Below are 13,471 nucleotides of genomic sequence, written 5' to 3' on the forward strand. Positions count from 1 at the left end.
CGTGCTCGAAAAGCTCCCCACTTGGCCCAACAAGCGGCTCCACGAACTCTTGCCGTGGAACTGGAAAAAAACCGCATTACCCTGATGGGCGCCAATCCGCAAGGGTGGGTTGGCTGAACGTTTACACTCGAACAATGGTATCGCTTGACGAAAACAGTGCGATGGTCGAACTACGCAGAAGTGAAAGCCCGCTTTCCTGCCGTGGACAAAGTTGGCGATAAGTTTGTTTTTGACCTGGGTGGCAACAAGTTGCGCCTTATTGCTGCTATTCACTTTAATTCAGGCAAAGTGTTTGTACGGGCAATATTAACGCATCAGACTTACGATATTGGGGATTGGAAATGAATACACAAATTGATGCTGTAATCACACATTGGCGTCATATTGCGCCGCTACTGACTCCGCCAGCCAATGACGCGGACTATCAATCACTGGTGGAATCTATGGATGCCATTCTGGATGCGGGAGGCGCTGATGAAAATAATCCTCTGGCTGGACTGGCCAGCATGATTGGAGATTTGATCGCAAAGTACGAAGCCCAGCATTATCCCATGCCCAGTGCCATGAGCAGTCAGGAAGTTTTGGCATTCTTGATGGCGCAACACCATCTCCGCCAATCCGATTTGCCCGAAGTTGGAAATCAGGCAAAGGTTTCGGAAGTGCTTTCGGGCAAGCGTAAGATCAATCTTCGTCAGGCGAAGTCCCTGGCAAAACGGTTCGGTCTTGCCATCGAAGTGTTTGCAGGAACCTGATCTGTTGGATAAGGCCGCTTCCTGATGCGGGTCAAGCCGGAAGAACTCGTCATAATCTCCATTCGTTATCACTATTAACAAAAACCACTGCAAAGGAATACCAATCACATGCCAAACAGTTTTCAAGAATGGATGGACGAGTTAAACCGCATCGCCAAGGACGTGCATCACAAAGGGATGCTTTTCGAGCGTTTCATGGTGTCCTACCTGAAAACCGATCCGGTGTATGCGGATAAACTGGAAGCGGTTTGGCAATATAAGGACTGGCCGGATCGTCCGGATCATTGGAATGCCGATAATCTAGGCTTTGATCTGGTGGCCAGGACCATTGATGGGGATTACTGGGCCATTCAGTGCAAGTTTTACGATGAAAAGTCCCGCATCCACAAAGATGCCATTACCAATTTCACCCATGATGCCAGCCGCAAGTTCATGGTGGATGGGACCGCACCCGGCGAAAGGGTGGAAAAAGGTTTTTCCTACATGCTTTTCGTCGATACCCAGAACGATCTGGGGCGGCAGGCCAAAGAAGCACTCACCGACATAGATGATTTGGCTGTTTTACCTTTACGCAATATGGAAGCCGCCCCGATTGACTGGGAGAAATTCAGTTGGGGTGCTCCTGAAGCTCTGACAAGAACCCCAGGGAAATCCTTACGCGAACACCAGCGCGAGGCTTTACAGGCGACACTGCAGGGCTTTGAAACCCATGATCGCGGCAAGCTCATCATGGCCTGCGGTACGGGCAAAACTTTCACCAGCCTCAACATCATGGAGCGCATGGTGCGGGATGATGGCATTGCGCTGTTTCTGGCCCCTTCAGTCACACTGGTATCGCAGACCCTTCGGGAGTGGGCGGATCAGGCCAAGACGCCCTTTGATGCCTTTGTGGTCTGTTCGGATAGCAAGGTCGGACAGGAAGATGAGGACATGCGAACGGCGGAACTGGCTTATCCCGCGACCACCAACGCACACAAGTTGGCCAACGCCATTCATAAAACTCGAAACAGCCGACGCAAGATCATTTTTTCAACATATCAATCCATTGATGTAGTCATCGCCGCGCAAAAAGCAGGCAATCTGCCAGACTTTGACCTGGTGATCTGCGATGAGGCGCATCGTACCACCGGCCTCACACTGAAAAACAAATCCGAAGCGGATTCGGATTTCGTGAAGGTTCACCAGGGAAACCTGCTGCGGGCTAAAAAACGCCTCTACATGACAGCTACCCCGCGCATTTATACAGAAAAGACCCGCAAGGCGGCGGCGGATAAAGAAGCGGTACTCTATTCCATGGATGATGAGGGCACCTATGGACCAGAGTTCTTTAACCTCAGTTTCGGTGAGGCGGCCAGCCGTGGGATTCTCGCGGAGTACAAGGTCATCATTGTGGCCATGCGCGAAGAAGACATGGCCAACATCGCCAATGAGTTCAATGCCACCTACAAGCTCGATGACAAAAAGGGCATTACCGTAGAGTTTGCGACCCGCATCATCGGCGCATGGAAAGGTTTATCCAATCAGGATCTCCGTGTCATTGACGGCGCAGACATCAGCGAAACCAGCGATGCTCCGGCCATGAAACGCGCCGTGGGCTTTTGCAAGAGCATTAAGGCCTCTGAGCAGGTCCGTGACGCCTTTGGCAAGGTGATAGAGCTGGCGTTGAAAGAAGAAGGCAGCGAAGACGATGGCAGCCCTGAAACACCCCGAAATTTCCTGAAAGCCAAGACAGAGCATGTGGATGGCGACATGAACATGGGCCAGCGGCTCACCTTGCTGGACTGGCTGAAAGAGGAACCGGAATCCGGCTCCTGTCATTTACTGACCAATGCCCGCTGTCTTTCGGAAGGTGTCGATGTACCGGCACTGGATGCGGTGATTTTCTTCGATGCCCGCGATTCCATGGTGGATATTGTGCAGTCCGTAGGAAGGGTGATGCGAAAAGCGCCAGGCAAAGCATTTGGCTATGTCATCCTGCCCATTGCGATCCCCTCAACCGATGTGGCGAGCTATGACGCCTATATCGACAAAGATCCGCGCTTTCAGGCGGTCTGGAAGGTTTTGAAGGCATTACGGGCGCATGATGAACGCCTGGTCGATGAATCTGAATACAAGCGCCGTATGAAGTTGATAGATGGCGGTGGCGGATCATCCCGCAGTAAGAAAGGGAAGAAAACCGGCCCCAGTATCGGTGGCGACATTATTGAATTGCCTTTGTTGCCCGTCGAGAACATCGAGAAAGCTCTGTATGCGGTGACACCGAAGCACCTGGGCGATAGCGAATACTGGGCGAGCTGGGCCAAGGATGTGGCGAAGATTTCCCACGCCGTCATTCAGCGCATTGAAAACCTGATCGAGAAAAGAGAGGGCGGGATTGCTTTCAGAGCGTTTCTCAAGGGGATTCGCAAAAACCTGAACAGCGGCATCTCCGAACAGGAAGCGGTAGAAATGCTGGCCCAGCATGTATTGACCAAGCCCATTTTTGAGGTTTTGTTCGGGGACCGATCCTTTTCGGATGAAAATCCGGTATCGCAATCCATGCAACGGATTCTGGCGGTCATCGACAAGCATGATGTGGATGCCGAAACCGAAAAGCTGGAGAGATTCTATAAGAACGTCGCCAAGGTAGTGGCTAATGCCAAAAGTGACGCATCCAAGCAGGATATGATTCGCAATCTCTACGACACGTTTTTCCAGGCGGCATTTCCTGATTTGGTTGCGCGTTTAGGCATCGTTTACACGCCGGTCGAGATTGTGGATTTCATTCTGAACAGCGTCAACGAAGTGCTCAAGACCCACTTTGACGGAGATTTGAACAGTGAAGGGGTGCAAATTCTCGATCCCTTTACGGGCACCGGCACGTTTATCACCCGCCTGCTGCAATCAGACCTGATTAAACCTAATGCGTTGCAGCGCAAATATGAAAATGAGATTCACGCGAACGAACTCGTGTTGCTGGCCTATTACATTGCCGCCATCAACATCGAATCGGCCTACCATGCCAAGACCCTGCAATATAAGCCGTTCAATGGCATTGTGCTGACGGACACGTTTCAGATGAATGAAATCAGCGAGAAGGAGGCGAAAGATTCTCTCGGCGTCACGGATGAAAACTATCTGGAAAGCAATTCAGAACGCGCCGAGCGCCAAAAGAAACTCGATATTCGGGTGATTGTGGGGAATCCGCCGTATTCATCCGGACAGAAAAGCGAGAATGACAACAACAAAAACATGGCTTATCCCCGTCTGGATGCACGGATTCGGGATACCTATGCAAAGCTATCTGGTGCTCAGTTGGTAAATAGCCTTTACGATTCCTATATTCGTGCAATCCGTTGGGCCTCTGACCGGATTGGAGACAAAGGCGTTCTGGGTTTTGTCACGAATGGTTCCTTTATTGAGAAAGGTGCCATGGATGGTTTGCGGAAATGCCTGACGGATGATTTCAGTCATATTTATATTTTTAATCTCCGTGGTTTTGTTCGCGGAAGATCAGGTGATTCCGCCAAAAGAGAAGGGGGGAATGTTTTTAATATCATGACGGGGGTAGCCGTGACCATCCTCATCAAAGACCCACAACATACCGGTCCAGCCGAGTTGTATTATCACGATATTGGCGATTACCTCAGTCGTGAGGACAAGCTGAATATCGTTCGCAAGACCGCTAGCCTGAAAGGTCTGACATGGAATCGCCTTCATCCGAATGAAGCGGGAGATTGGATTAACCAGCGCAGCGAAGGTTTTGAGAAATTCATGTTGTTGGGCGATAAAGCAGATGACGCTGAGGCTATCTTCAGCATTTATTCCAGTGGAGTAAAAACCAATCGTGATGCCTGGACTTACAACCAGAGCCGCCAAGACCTGTCAGACAACATGCAAGACATGATCGACGTATTCAATGCGGAATCACAAAAATACGCGCAAGCCTGTGACGGTTTACCACAATCTGCATGGCCGAAAGTTGAAAATGTCCTCTGTAATGACCCTGAACAAATTAGCTGGACACGCGCCTTGAAGCAGGATGCCTCACGCGGCAAGCGACATGATTTTGTACCGGAATCGCTCAGAACGGCCATGTATCGTCCATTCTGCAAACAATGGCTGTATTTCAACCGCCAGTTCAATGAAACGGTCTATCAAATCCCGCGCCTGTTCCCGACGGAACGGCAGGAGAATGTGGTGATTACTATTGAAGGACTTGGTGCTAGAAAAGGTTTTTATTGCTTTTGTTCAAAAATGATTCCTGATCTGCATATTCACATGGATGGCGCTCAATGCTTCCCTCTCTACTGGTATGAAACCGTCGAGGAAGCCCGCAAACGTCTGAGCAAATCGAACGCCGCGCAGGGCGATCTTTTCTCTGACCCTGATGATCTGGATGGCACCCCAGACGCAGACGGTTACATTCGTCGTGATGCGATTACGGACTGGGCCTTGGCCGAGTTCCGCCGTCATTATCACGATGAAAGCATCGAGAAAATGGATATTTTCCATTATGTGTATGGCCTGCTGCATTCGCCGGAGTACCGCGAAGCGTATGCGGCTGACCTCAGCAAAATGATTCCCCGCATACCTTACGCGCCGGACTTCCGGGCCTTTACGGAAGCCGGAAAGAAGCTGATGGATTTGCACCTGGGCTATGAGGAAATCGAGCCGTGGCCGCTGGAAGAAGTCTGGTCCGGTGACAAGCGCGATTATACGGTGCAGAAGATACGTTTTCCGAAGAAAGGGGAACGTGGAAGCATCGTTTATAACAATGCCCTGACGCTGAAAGGTATTCCGGAAGAAGCCTATGACTATGTGGTGAACGGAAAATCACCAGTAGATTGGGTGATGGAACGCTATTCCGTGCGGGTGGATAAGGCTAGTGGCATCGAGAATGATCCTAACCGGATGTTGGCGGAGATCGGTGATGAACGGTATATCGTTGATCTGATTGGCCGGGTGGTAAGGGTGAGTGTGGAGACAGTGGGGATTGTGGGTGGGTTATCCGTTCATTGATACATCCTAAAGACTTGACGCTCCATGTTTGTCTGGTATGATTATTGCTAAGATTCAAAAAGGAGTCAACAGGAGGGGTGTATGGAAACCGCGCAACCGTTATTTTTTGATAAAGGAACTTATTATGAATAAGGATAGTTATGGAAATCAGATTGCCTTGCATGGTGCCACTCAAGTGATAGGGCACGTCGCATTGAAGGCAGTATTTAAGGATTCTTACAACGATAATAAGAAGGACATTTATTTTTGGGGGGTGTGCATAATTATTTCTCTTTTGACCACCTATGGAATATCAAAGCTATGACAACATCAAAGAAAGATGCAAGCAAGGCTGGATCGCTATTGGCCAACAAGAAAACTCCCAAGAAAGTGAAGTCTGTAGCAGCATCAGATTTATCACAAGCTAAAAGAAAAAATAAATAATATAAATTATTTTATTGAATTTGATGTTTCTTGTAAAGTTTTCATTTCTCCATCATATTTTGTTTGATATTCTTTTATAATGTATGCCGAGTCTTTAACTTTTTTTGAAAATAGGTCGGCAGAAGCGAACTTGGTTTGTTCGTTATTGCACAAAGACAATATATCGTTATTTTTATACGCTTGCGGCAATCCGTTGTAAGCTATGCAATTTCTTTTAATTGACAAAATCGCATCTTTTATTCCGGCCTCCAGGCTTTTGGCGTTTCCATACATACCACTAAGATCAAAGTTAATGTTGCTTACGGTAAAGGCAACATTGCTTACATCGTAGTTCAATGAACTAATGCTGTAGTTTTTACCGTAATGATTTGGCTCTTTTCTTACCTTTAGTTGCTGTGCTATTATTTTTTTTGCCAAATCTATTTGTTTTATATATTGCTCTTTGACTTTTTCTGGAGAGAGGATTTTTTCGTTTTCTAGCCTTGATAGTTTTTTATATTGGTAAGATATGCTTCTTCCTATATATTCCTCTCTGTGCTTAAAATCCTTTATCTCTGTTAGCTCTTTTTCCCTGGCATCTCTTAATATCTGGTTTCTACTGATGAGCTTTTCCATGACAATACGCAAATTATTGTATTCCTTTTGTGTGCTGACATTGAATACCACCGATGATAATGGCTCACCAACAATAAAGTTTGGTATCTGAAAATCTATTTGTTTTCCATGAACCTTTCCAATCCAGTTTCCACCGTATTGAAATGTTATACTGATGGTGCCATCACCTTCATAACCAGTGAAATATTTTTCATCGACTTGTTCACCAGTGCCGTGACTGTTCAGCGTATTGCTAATGTAATTTCCAGTGATATGTCCTGAAATATCAGTAAACTGTATTAGAAGCACCGCATTTTTTAGCAAACATACATAGGTGTTTAGTCCGCCTTGGTTAATGCTTGCTACCGCAGTCTGCGTAAATCCCAAAAAGACAATAGTGGCAAAAAAAGTATGCAATTTTATTTTCTTCAAAATAAATCCCTTCGGAATACTACATCCCAGTGTTTTATGGTAGTCGGCACAAGCCAGACCGTCAATCACGAATCTTAATTTTTAAGATGTTTTTAATTTCGAGACACGCTTTGCCACCTATGGTAGTCTCTATTTGGGGTTTATTGCCTCTAAAGCTATCTTGCTTTGGGCCTTGGCGTTGCTGCCAAGCCGGTATCAGCCCGGAACACACTTGATTCGCCCCGTCCTCTGGTCGGGGCTTTTTGTTACAGTCTATTTAGGCATCCAATCTGGCATGTCTGGTGCGCTTTCCGGCATAGGCTGACCATCATGCCTGCTGCGTTCCATCGCGGCCATTCTCCAGGCTGTTTCATACCCGTATTTCAGAATGGAATAGCTTTTATTTTTCTGCTTCCCATCCACCATAAACCGCGCCTGCCAGGAGAGATTGCGAAAAGATCCGTCCGGGTTTTTGTAAGACACCAGATTTATACCAATTCTACCAGATACCGCGTTCCTACGATTATATTTTAGGAAGTATCCACTACCATCCCTTTTTCTTGGCGCTACGGTATGTTCTCGCATTTTTTCATCGCGCCAAACTTTGGCTACTTCCAATGCCTTATCGGTTCCACCGTGTTTTTTGTCTGCAAAATAACGCTGGGCTACAGGCCGCTTATTTTCTCCAGGCAAATACAACCTGACCAACCAGCCATTACCGCTTTTCTGTTTTGACCGGGTGATGCCGAATTTTTCTTTTGTCTCCATGTCAGTCCTCAACTTCCCGCAAATACTTGCGAAAATTCGCCCGCGAAATCATAAATGAGCCGGTCGATGGCAACCCTGGTCCGGCTTTCTGGTCGAAGAACACCGATTTGTGGTTCAGGTCAGTAATCACCACCGTGCGGTCGCGGCTCCGATCCTCTGGGAACGCGGTATTGGCCAGGATGTACCAATCTCCGATTTTCAGCTTCATCTAATCACTCCAATAAATGCAGATACCGACTGCTGGTAGCAATGTTGGCGTGCCCCATATTCTCCTGTACCTGCCTGAGATCCATACCCTTGGCCAGCCACGCACTTGCTGCCGTATGACGCAACAAATGCGGGCCGCACTGGGGTTTCTCGATGCCTGCCCGGATGAGTAAGCGAGACACCATCGTATGCAGCGCCTTGGCAGGAATGGCCTTGCCCTGGTCGGTCACAAACAGCGCATCGGTTTCCGGATTGGAACGATGACGGATCTGCAGCCAGTTTCGCATCGCTTCGATGCCTTCGGGCTGGAATCGCACCAGACGTTCTTTATTGCCCTTCCCGACCAGGCGGATCCGTCCTTCAAAGTAGTCGCCGGCGTCTTTGACGGTCATGGCCACCACTTCCGATGCTCTGAGGCCGGTATCGAGAATAAACCGGATAAGTGACTTGTCACGCATGGCGGCATAGGACGTACCCCTATCCGTGTGGGAAAACAACTGATCCATTTCTTTCCACGTTAAAACGGGAACCAGCCGCTTTTCCTTGAACCCGCCCCTTCCGCCACTACTCCGCGCTCTCTGGGCGCGATTCTCTTCCTGAAAGGATAAAGCGAGATTCGGCAAGGAATCGTCATTCAGACTGATAAATTCATAAAAAAGCATTAGAGTAGCCATTTTAACATATTGACTGCTTCTCTTGCTTTTCTCGCCGTGCTGCCCTGTTCTGATATATTTCCGGACCATGGCAATGCTGACTTCGCTGAGGTCTTCTACACCGTCATAATCGAGTGCATCAAGAAAACGACGCGCATGAGCACAATAACCGCGAATACTGACCTGCGAGTAAGGATTCGTGAAATTCGGGCCTGTAAGCCACTTTTCAAACTGCTGAATCCAGCCATTGATGTCGATCATGACCCTGTTTTTCCTCTCTCTGCATCTGTAGTAGGAATAATCTATATATTATTACCACTACGCGACCCTCATAATAGACCCTTTCGGGCGTATTTCAGACAAATATTATTCCTACATATATCTTAATACTGGCTTCTTTGTCAAATATAGTGATAAAATTGCACTTTTACGACATGAAAAGGAGATTGTTCACGATGGTTAATAAAAACACGTCCGGCCCCGTTCGTCGCGTTTGCGCGGATATATTGGGTGATGATGCGGTTGATCTGGAGATTCTGGAAGTCTCTCTTGGTATCCAGAGAATCGCCAAGAGTAAGGGTGATCGGGATGGAATGCTGATTAAAGCGGCATTTGTCGCACTCGGTTGCGCTGTTGAGGACTATCGTGCAGAAAGCGGTGTGAAGCATCCGGAGTACGATTCTTTTGTTGAATGGCTTGCGAACAATGAAAAACCGCAAGAAACTGAGAAAAGCACTCATGTTGCGGCAGTCGGGCATTTTCTGGATAGTCATGCTCAAACGGAAGAATAAGTTTGGGGCAGCGGTTATGTTCTCTCTTCTGCTGTTTTCCGGAACGGCACTGGCTTCTGGCGGCTGGCATCAGTATTGGAAGAATCTGGGTACCAGTGCCTACATCCAGATAGGAAACGGGAAAACCGTGGTGTATGATTTTTTCGACCCCAACTGCGCTTATTGCGCCGAAGCCTTTAAGCGGGAGCTGCCCGCGATTCAGGCCGGCCAGCTTTCCGTGCGCTATGTGCCTGTAGCCATCCTCACGTCTTCCAGCCTTGGCAAAGCAGCAGCGATCCTGGAATCCCACGAGCAGGCACACGCCCTGGCATTGGATTTTCAGGGTGTGATGCAAAATGGCTCTGGCGGTGTGCGTGCGGTTACACCCAGCGACCAGGCGCGTGCTGGCATTGCCCGCAATCTGCGGCTTTTACTCCAAACTGGGAACGACATTGTGCCGGATCTGGTGTTTCGTCTGCCAAATGGCCATGTGGGGATGATTCGCGGGCTGTTTCCGGTATCCGCCTTGGATTCCATTATTGCTGGCCAGATGCCATAAGGGGGGGGCACGGGTTAAAATCTACCAGAGCTCCCGAAAAACCATTACGCATACCACTGCGGCAGCAACCGGCCACAAGGTTTTGCGTGCAATCCGCCAGTCTGCTGTTGAGGGCGCACACTCGACCAGACATTCTGCGGCAAATACAGGGATCAGGACGATGCGCCAGGCTTGCGCCCAGCTCCAGGATTCAGGTGATCCATAAACAATGGCAACAAAGGCCATAGCGATCAGCAGCAAGGGTGCCAGGCCGATAAACGCTCCGTTGTACCATGTGGGATTGCGAACTGGCACGCGGGCCAGAACATAGCCTCCGGGCACCCTCTTGGGCAGCATACGCGGAAAACAAGGCCGTCCATTGCTCACAAAGGCGAGCAACCAGTGGCTCAGTTCGTGGAAAAGAATCCCCGGCAGTGCCGCCAGCCAGAAAAGCACGAAATATCTTCGCAAGCCACGCAACAGAACCACCAGAACCAGGGTGCTGATAATGATCGCCGTTTTCGGCTGGATCATCACTGTTCCATCATGATGATGCTTCCTGAGATACCCAAGGATTGATAAGCGGAATGCTGAGATCCTCGAAGTCTGAGATGTTGCGGGTGGCTAGATGCGCCCGCCGAAAACGGGTGATGGCTGCAATCTGGGTATCCGCCTGGGGAATAGCCCGCCCAGACAACTTTCTCTGAGCGGCGATCTCTGCAAACGCCATTGCAGCCCCTCCATCAAAGGGAAGTATTCGACCCGCAAAGTCTTCCCTAAAGATCGCTGCGATGGCTTGTTCGAGTTTCGTTCGGCGATTTCCTTCCGGCAAGATACGCACCCCGTAAAACATCTCTGCCTGCGTGATGCTCGTCGTGTAGAGATTATCTAACGTACATTGCGACTCGCGCCACCCCGGAGAATGAAAGAAAATGCGAGTGGGTGGTGGCGGGTAGAGATCGCGCAAAATTTTGGTGACTTGATCCCGTATCTAACGTGACCCGCCGGACCGACTCGTACCCCGGATTGCCTCTCAGAGAGCGCACATTAAAAGGACCGTCTGTGGCTTGCTGCAGGCTGGTTGATTCGGTCTCGGCATCCGCCGCCTCCCGACTTACCAGTATAGAGCGAGAGGGAATGTGATGGAACTACAACCAATTTTTCAACGGGTCATCGGTCTGGATATCCATCAGGCGCAAGTGACGGCTTGCGCTATCGTGGCCGACCCTGATGGCCAGATTCATGTAGAGCGTCGCCAGTTCGGTGCTTTCAAGAAGGACCGCCGCGCTCTGGCGGAATGGTGTTTGTCCTTTCAGCCGGATGAGGTGGTCATGGAGAGCACAGGGATTTATTGGAAAAGCCCCTATGCCGCACTGGAAAAGGTGGGCATCCAGGCCAAAGTGGTGAATGCCCGTCATGTCAAACAGGTGCCCGGTCGCAAGACCGATGTGGGGGATGCGGAGTGGTTGGCCATGTTGGCACGTGCGGGCTTGTTACGAGGTTCGTTTGTCCCGCCTGCCGCGCTGCGGGAATTACGCCTGATTGCCCGTCAGCGACAAAAGTTGGTGGGCATGCTGGCGGCAGAGAAGAACCGGCTGCACAAGGTGCTGACCGATGGTGGCATTCGCTTGGGTGTCGTCGTCAGCGACATTCACGGACAATCGGCGCGGGCCATGATCAAGGCGCTGATTCAGGGCGCCACTGCCCAGGAAGTGCTGTCCCTGGCGAGCCGTCGCCTCAAGGCCAGCCGGGCGGAGATACTGGATGCGCTGCAGGGCGATTTGAGTGCCAGCCATGGTTTTGTGCTGGAAGAAACGATGCGTCATATCGAAGCCCTGGAGGCCCAGATCGCCCGCTTTGACGCCCGATTACTGGAGGGTTTGCAACCACAACAGCACGCGCTGACCTTGCTGCAGACCTTGCCGGGAGTGGACCTTATGGGAGCGGCCTTGCTGCTGGTGGAAATGGGCGACGACATGAGTGTCTTCGGCAGCGCCGATCGCCTGGCTTCGTGGACCGGACTTTGCCCTGGGAACAACGAGTCAGCGGGCAAACGGAAAAGCGGACGCACGCGGAAAGGCAATCCCTATGTGCGGCGCGTGCTCTGTGAATGCGCCCATGCCGCCAGTCGCACCCGATGCGCCTTACAATCCAAATTTCAAAGCCTCGTGGTGCGCCGTGGGCATAAACGATCCATTGTCGCCCTGGCCCATAAAATGCTCCGCATCATCTACTTCATGCTCTCTCGCGGTACATATTACCGGGATGCCGCCACCGACTATGAAGCGTTGAGCGTGCAACGCAATGCCTCCCGCTGGGTGAAAAAGCTGATCAAGTTCGGATTCCTCCCCGATCCAGCCTAGCTTCATCCCGCTTACAACCTATGGCCAAAATCGGTCAGGGATGCGTGCGCCCCTCAGGCTGTTTCTTTCACATTAATGATTGGCTGGCTATCCAAGACATGACCTGTCCGGCTGGAGCGGGGCGAAGCAACTCTGAAATGACGTTAGTATCCAGTACAATCATTGGAAGTTGGGAGGATCCCGAACAGGATCTCTGGGCATGGTCGGCAAATCCACTCCACCAAGAGGCTCTATCCGCGCTCGGATCCTCTGTGCCAGATTGCCTCCCTGCTGCTCCGACGATTGCAAAGCAGCACGTAGAATCTGTCTGGCTTCTTCTTCCATAGAGATCCCATGAGTCGCCGCACGGATGCGTAGGCTGGTTTTTACTGATTCATCCAGGTTCCGAATGGTGATAATGGCCATGATAACCCCGCGTTTAGCCTGTTTCGATTTAGTATAGGCATTGCATTCATTGCAGGCAACAACAGGCCGCGAAGCCACTGATGGTCTTAGGTATCAGTCGCTTTCTGCCATCAGAACCCAGCGCGGGTACTCCAGCTAAAACGCAATGCGTTTAGCTGGAGCGGAAGCGCCCCTCCGTATTTAACTGTACGCATAACCGTCATTCCTCTGTAGAATTTTGAGATAATTGGGATGCACATTGATGGGTTTGTCATGCCCCTTGGCCTTCAGCGCAAACGACGGACGAAAACGAATGGCGATGCGTCCGACATGCGTACCAGCGTATTTCCCTTTCTGAATCACCGCCCGCACCAGATCGCCGGTTTGGTATCCCAGAAAGGATTTAGCACCGGCCTTGTGCCCGACCGGAAACCCGTATCGGTTCAGTCGCGCCCGTTGCCGCTCGCCGTGGCCCATAGCGCCCATCTGCAGGGGCTTGTGGGCTGAACCCAGCCTGACCTCGGTACCACTTTCTCCAGCACAGGCGGCCTCTATCCAGTGCGCTTTTGCATAGCCCAGCCGCTTGCGGTTCCACTTGCTCCTCGCT

The 13,471-nt window shown here is 50.3% G+C and carries 14 protein-coding genes and 3 pseudogenes; 9 read left to right on the forward strand and 8 right to left on the reverse strand.

Annotation, left to right across the window (positions count from 1 at the left end; all coding sequences use genetic code 11):
• Positions 1 to 138: 138 nt before the first annotated feature.
• The 6 genes and pseudogenes from HJG40_RS15515 to HJG40_RS15285 all read left to right on the forward strand — a co-directional run.
• A pseudogene (locus tag HJG40_RS15515) lies at positions 139 to 345 on the forward strand (type II toxin-antitoxin system HigB family toxin); the annotation flags it as partial.
• Complete coding sequence (locus HJG40_RS14635) at positions 342 to 752, forward strand: helix-turn-helix domain-containing protein (protein WP_215864874.1); 411 nt, start codon at positions 342 to 344, stop codon at positions 750 to 752. The pseudogene HJG40_RS15515 and the gene HJG40_RS14635, both read left to right, overlap by 4 nt.
• A gap of 195 nt (positions 753 to 947) precedes the next feature.
• Positions 948 to 1,367, forward strand: a pseudogene (locus HJG40_RS15590) (restriction endonuclease); the annotation flags it as partial.
• A 15-nt stretch (positions 1,368 to 1,382) separates the two neighbouring features.
• Positions 1,383 to 5,753 (forward strand): type ISP restriction/modification enzyme, encoded by a 4,371-nt coding sequence (locus HJG40_RS14640; RefSeq protein ID WP_438263571.1) that lies wholly within the window; start codon positions 1,383 to 1,385, stop codon positions 5,751 to 5,753.
• 124 nt (positions 5,754 to 5,877) lie between these two features.
• Entirely contained in the window at positions 5,878 to 6,057 is a 180-nt protein-coding gene (locus HJG40_RS14645; RefSeq protein ID WP_215864876.1) for a hypothetical protein, read from the forward strand.
• Positions 6,054 to 6,176: a hypothetical protein gene (locus HJG40_RS15285; protein WP_264317599.1), complete on the forward strand. Its 123-nt coding sequence runs from the start codon at positions 6,054 to 6,056 to the stop codon at positions 6,174 to 6,176. The genes HJG40_RS14645 and HJG40_RS15285 overlap by 4 nt, the downstream gene beginning before the upstream one ends.
• Before the next feature lie 6 nt (positions 6,177 to 6,182).
• Here HJG40_RS15285 and HJG40_RS14650 read toward each other — a convergent pair whose 3' ends face one another.
• The 4 genes from HJG40_RS14650 to HJG40_RS14665 form a co-directional block, all read right to left on the reverse strand.
• Positions 6,183 to 7,271: a hypothetical protein gene (locus HJG40_RS14650; protein WP_215864877.1), complete on the reverse strand. Its 1,089-nt coding sequence runs from the start codon at positions 7,269 to 7,271 to the stop codon at positions 6,183 to 6,185.
• Positions 7,272 to 7,454: 183 nt separating this feature from the next.
• Positions 7,455 to 7,949 carry a hypothetical protein gene (locus tag HJG40_RS14655; protein WP_215864878.1) on the reverse strand — a complete coding sequence of 165 codons (495 nt, stop codon included), beginning with the start codon at positions 7,947 to 7,949 and terminating at the stop codon, positions 7,455 to 7,457.
• Position 7,950: 1 nt separating this feature from the next.
• On the reverse strand, positions 7,951 to 8,157 hold the full coding sequence (locus HJG40_RS14660) for a hypothetical protein (protein ID WP_215864879.1): 207 nt from the start codon (positions 8,155 to 8,157) through the stop codon (positions 7,951 to 7,953).
• 4 nt (positions 8,158 to 8,161) lie between these two features.
• On the reverse strand, positions 8,162 to 9,070 hold the full coding sequence (locus HJG40_RS14665) for a tyrosine-type recombinase/integrase (protein WP_215864880.1): 909 nt from the start codon (positions 9,068 to 9,070) through the stop codon (positions 8,162 to 8,164).
• Positions 9,071 to 9,264: 194 nt separating this feature from the next.
• On the opposite strand from HJG40_RS14665, the gene HJG40_RS14670 reads away from it, so the two are divergent.
• On the forward strand, positions 9,265 to 9,600 hold the full coding sequence (locus HJG40_RS14670; RefSeq protein ID WP_226857493.1) for a hypothetical protein: 336 nt from the start codon (positions 9,265 to 9,267) through the stop codon (positions 9,598 to 9,600).
• A gap of 16 nt (positions 9,601 to 9,616) precedes the next feature.
• Positions 9,617 to 10,138 carry a thioredoxin fold domain-containing protein gene (locus tag HJG40_RS14675; RefSeq protein ID WP_215864881.1) on the forward strand — a complete coding sequence of 174 codons (522 nt, stop codon included), beginning with the start codon at positions 9,617 to 9,619 and terminating at the stop codon, positions 10,136 to 10,138.
• Between the two features lie 21 nt (positions 10,139 to 10,159).
• Here the strand turns inward: HJG40_RS14675 and HJG40_RS14680 are convergent, their stop codons facing one another.
• Together HJG40_RS14680 and HJG40_RS15520 are read right to left on the reverse strand one after the other, a co-directional pair.
• Positions 10,160 to 10,651 carry a hypothetical protein gene (locus HJG40_RS14680; RefSeq protein ID WP_226857494.1) on the reverse strand — a complete coding sequence of 164 codons (492 nt, stop codon included), beginning with the start codon at positions 10,649 to 10,651 and terminating at the stop codon, positions 10,160 to 10,162.
• A gap of 10 nt (positions 10,652 to 10,661) precedes the next feature.
• Positions 10,662 to 10,970: a PIN domain-containing protein gene (locus tag HJG40_RS15520; RefSeq protein WP_368356174.1), complete on the reverse strand. Its 309-nt coding sequence runs from the start codon at positions 10,968 to 10,970 to the stop codon at positions 10,662 to 10,664.
• A gap of 289 nt (positions 10,971 to 11,259) precedes the next feature.
• Here HJG40_RS15520 and HJG40_RS14690 point away from each other — a divergent pair, with 289 nt between their 5' ends.
• Positions 11,260 to 12,480, forward strand: coding sequence for an IS110 family RNA-guided transposase (locus tag HJG40_RS14690; protein ID WP_215864884.1), 1,221 nt, complete (start codon positions 11,260 to 11,262; stop codon positions 12,478 to 12,480).
• A gap of 159 nt (positions 12,481 to 12,639) precedes the next feature.
• On the opposite strand, the gene HJG40_RS14695 is transcribed toward HJG40_RS14690, so the two are convergent.
• A complete protein-coding gene (locus HJG40_RS14695) occupies positions 12,640 to 12,885 on the reverse strand; it encodes a FitA-like ribbon-helix-helix domain-containing protein (protein WP_215864885.1) in 246 nt (81 codons plus the stop codon).
• Positions 12,886 to 13,065: 180 nt separating this feature from the next.
• A pseudogene (locus HJG40_RS14700) lies at positions 13,066 to 13,471 on the reverse strand (RNA-guided endonuclease IscB); the annotation flags it as partial.

The sequence above is a fragment of the Acidithiobacillus concretivorus genome (genome assembly GCF_018853445.1).
In the GTDB taxonomy this organism is placed as follows: domain Bacteria; phylum Pseudomonadota; class Gammaproteobacteria; order Acidithiobacillales; family Acidithiobacillaceae; genus Acidithiobacillus; species Acidithiobacillus concretivorus.

Coding starts and splice junctions, on each gene's coding strand:
- HJG40_RS14690 (WP_215864884.1), top strand. CDS start 11,260: ATGGAACTACAACCAATTTTTCAACGGGTCATCGGTCTGGATATCCAT.
- HJG40_RS14675 (WP_215864881.1), top strand. CDS start 9,617: ATGTTCTCTCTTCTGCTGTTTTCCGGAACGGCACTGGCTTCTGGCGGC.
- HJG40_RS14660 (WP_215864879.1), bottom strand. CDS start 8,157: ATGAAGCTGAAAATCGGAGATTGGTACATCCTGGCCAATACCGCGTTC.
- HJG40_RS14680 (WP_226857494.1), bottom strand. CDS start 10,651: ATGATCCAGCCGAAAACGGCGATCATTATCAGCACCCTGGTTCTGGTG.
- HJG40_RS14635 (WP_215864874.1), top strand. CDS start 342: ATGAATACACAAATTGATGCTGTAATCACACATTGGCGTCATATTGCG.
- HJG40_RS14695 (WP_215864885.1), bottom strand. CDS start 12,885: ATGGCCATTATCACCATTCGGAACCTGGATGAATCAGTAAAAACCAGC.
- HJG40_RS15285 (WP_264317599.1), top strand. CDS start 6,054: ATGACAACATCAAAGAAAGATGCAAGCAAGGCTGGATCGCTATTGGCC.
- HJG40_RS14670 (WP_226857493.1), top strand. CDS start 9,265: ATGGTTAATAAAAACACGTCCGGCCCCGTTCGTCGCGTTTGCGCGGAT.
- HJG40_RS15520 (WP_368356174.1), bottom strand. CDS start 10,970: ATGTTTTACGGGGTGCGTATCTTGCCGGAAGGAAATCGCCGAACGAAA.
- HJG40_RS14665 (WP_215864880.1), bottom strand. CDS start 9,070: ATGATCGACATCAATGGCTGGATTCAGCAGTTTGAAAAGTGGCTTACA.
- HJG40_RS14655 (WP_215864878.1), bottom strand. CDS start 7,949: ATGGAGACAAAAGAAAAATTCGGCATCACCCGGTCAAAACAGAAAAGC.
- HJG40_RS14645 (WP_215864876.1), top strand. CDS start 5,878: ATGAATAAGGATAGTTATGGAAATCAGATTGCCTTGCATGGTGCCACT.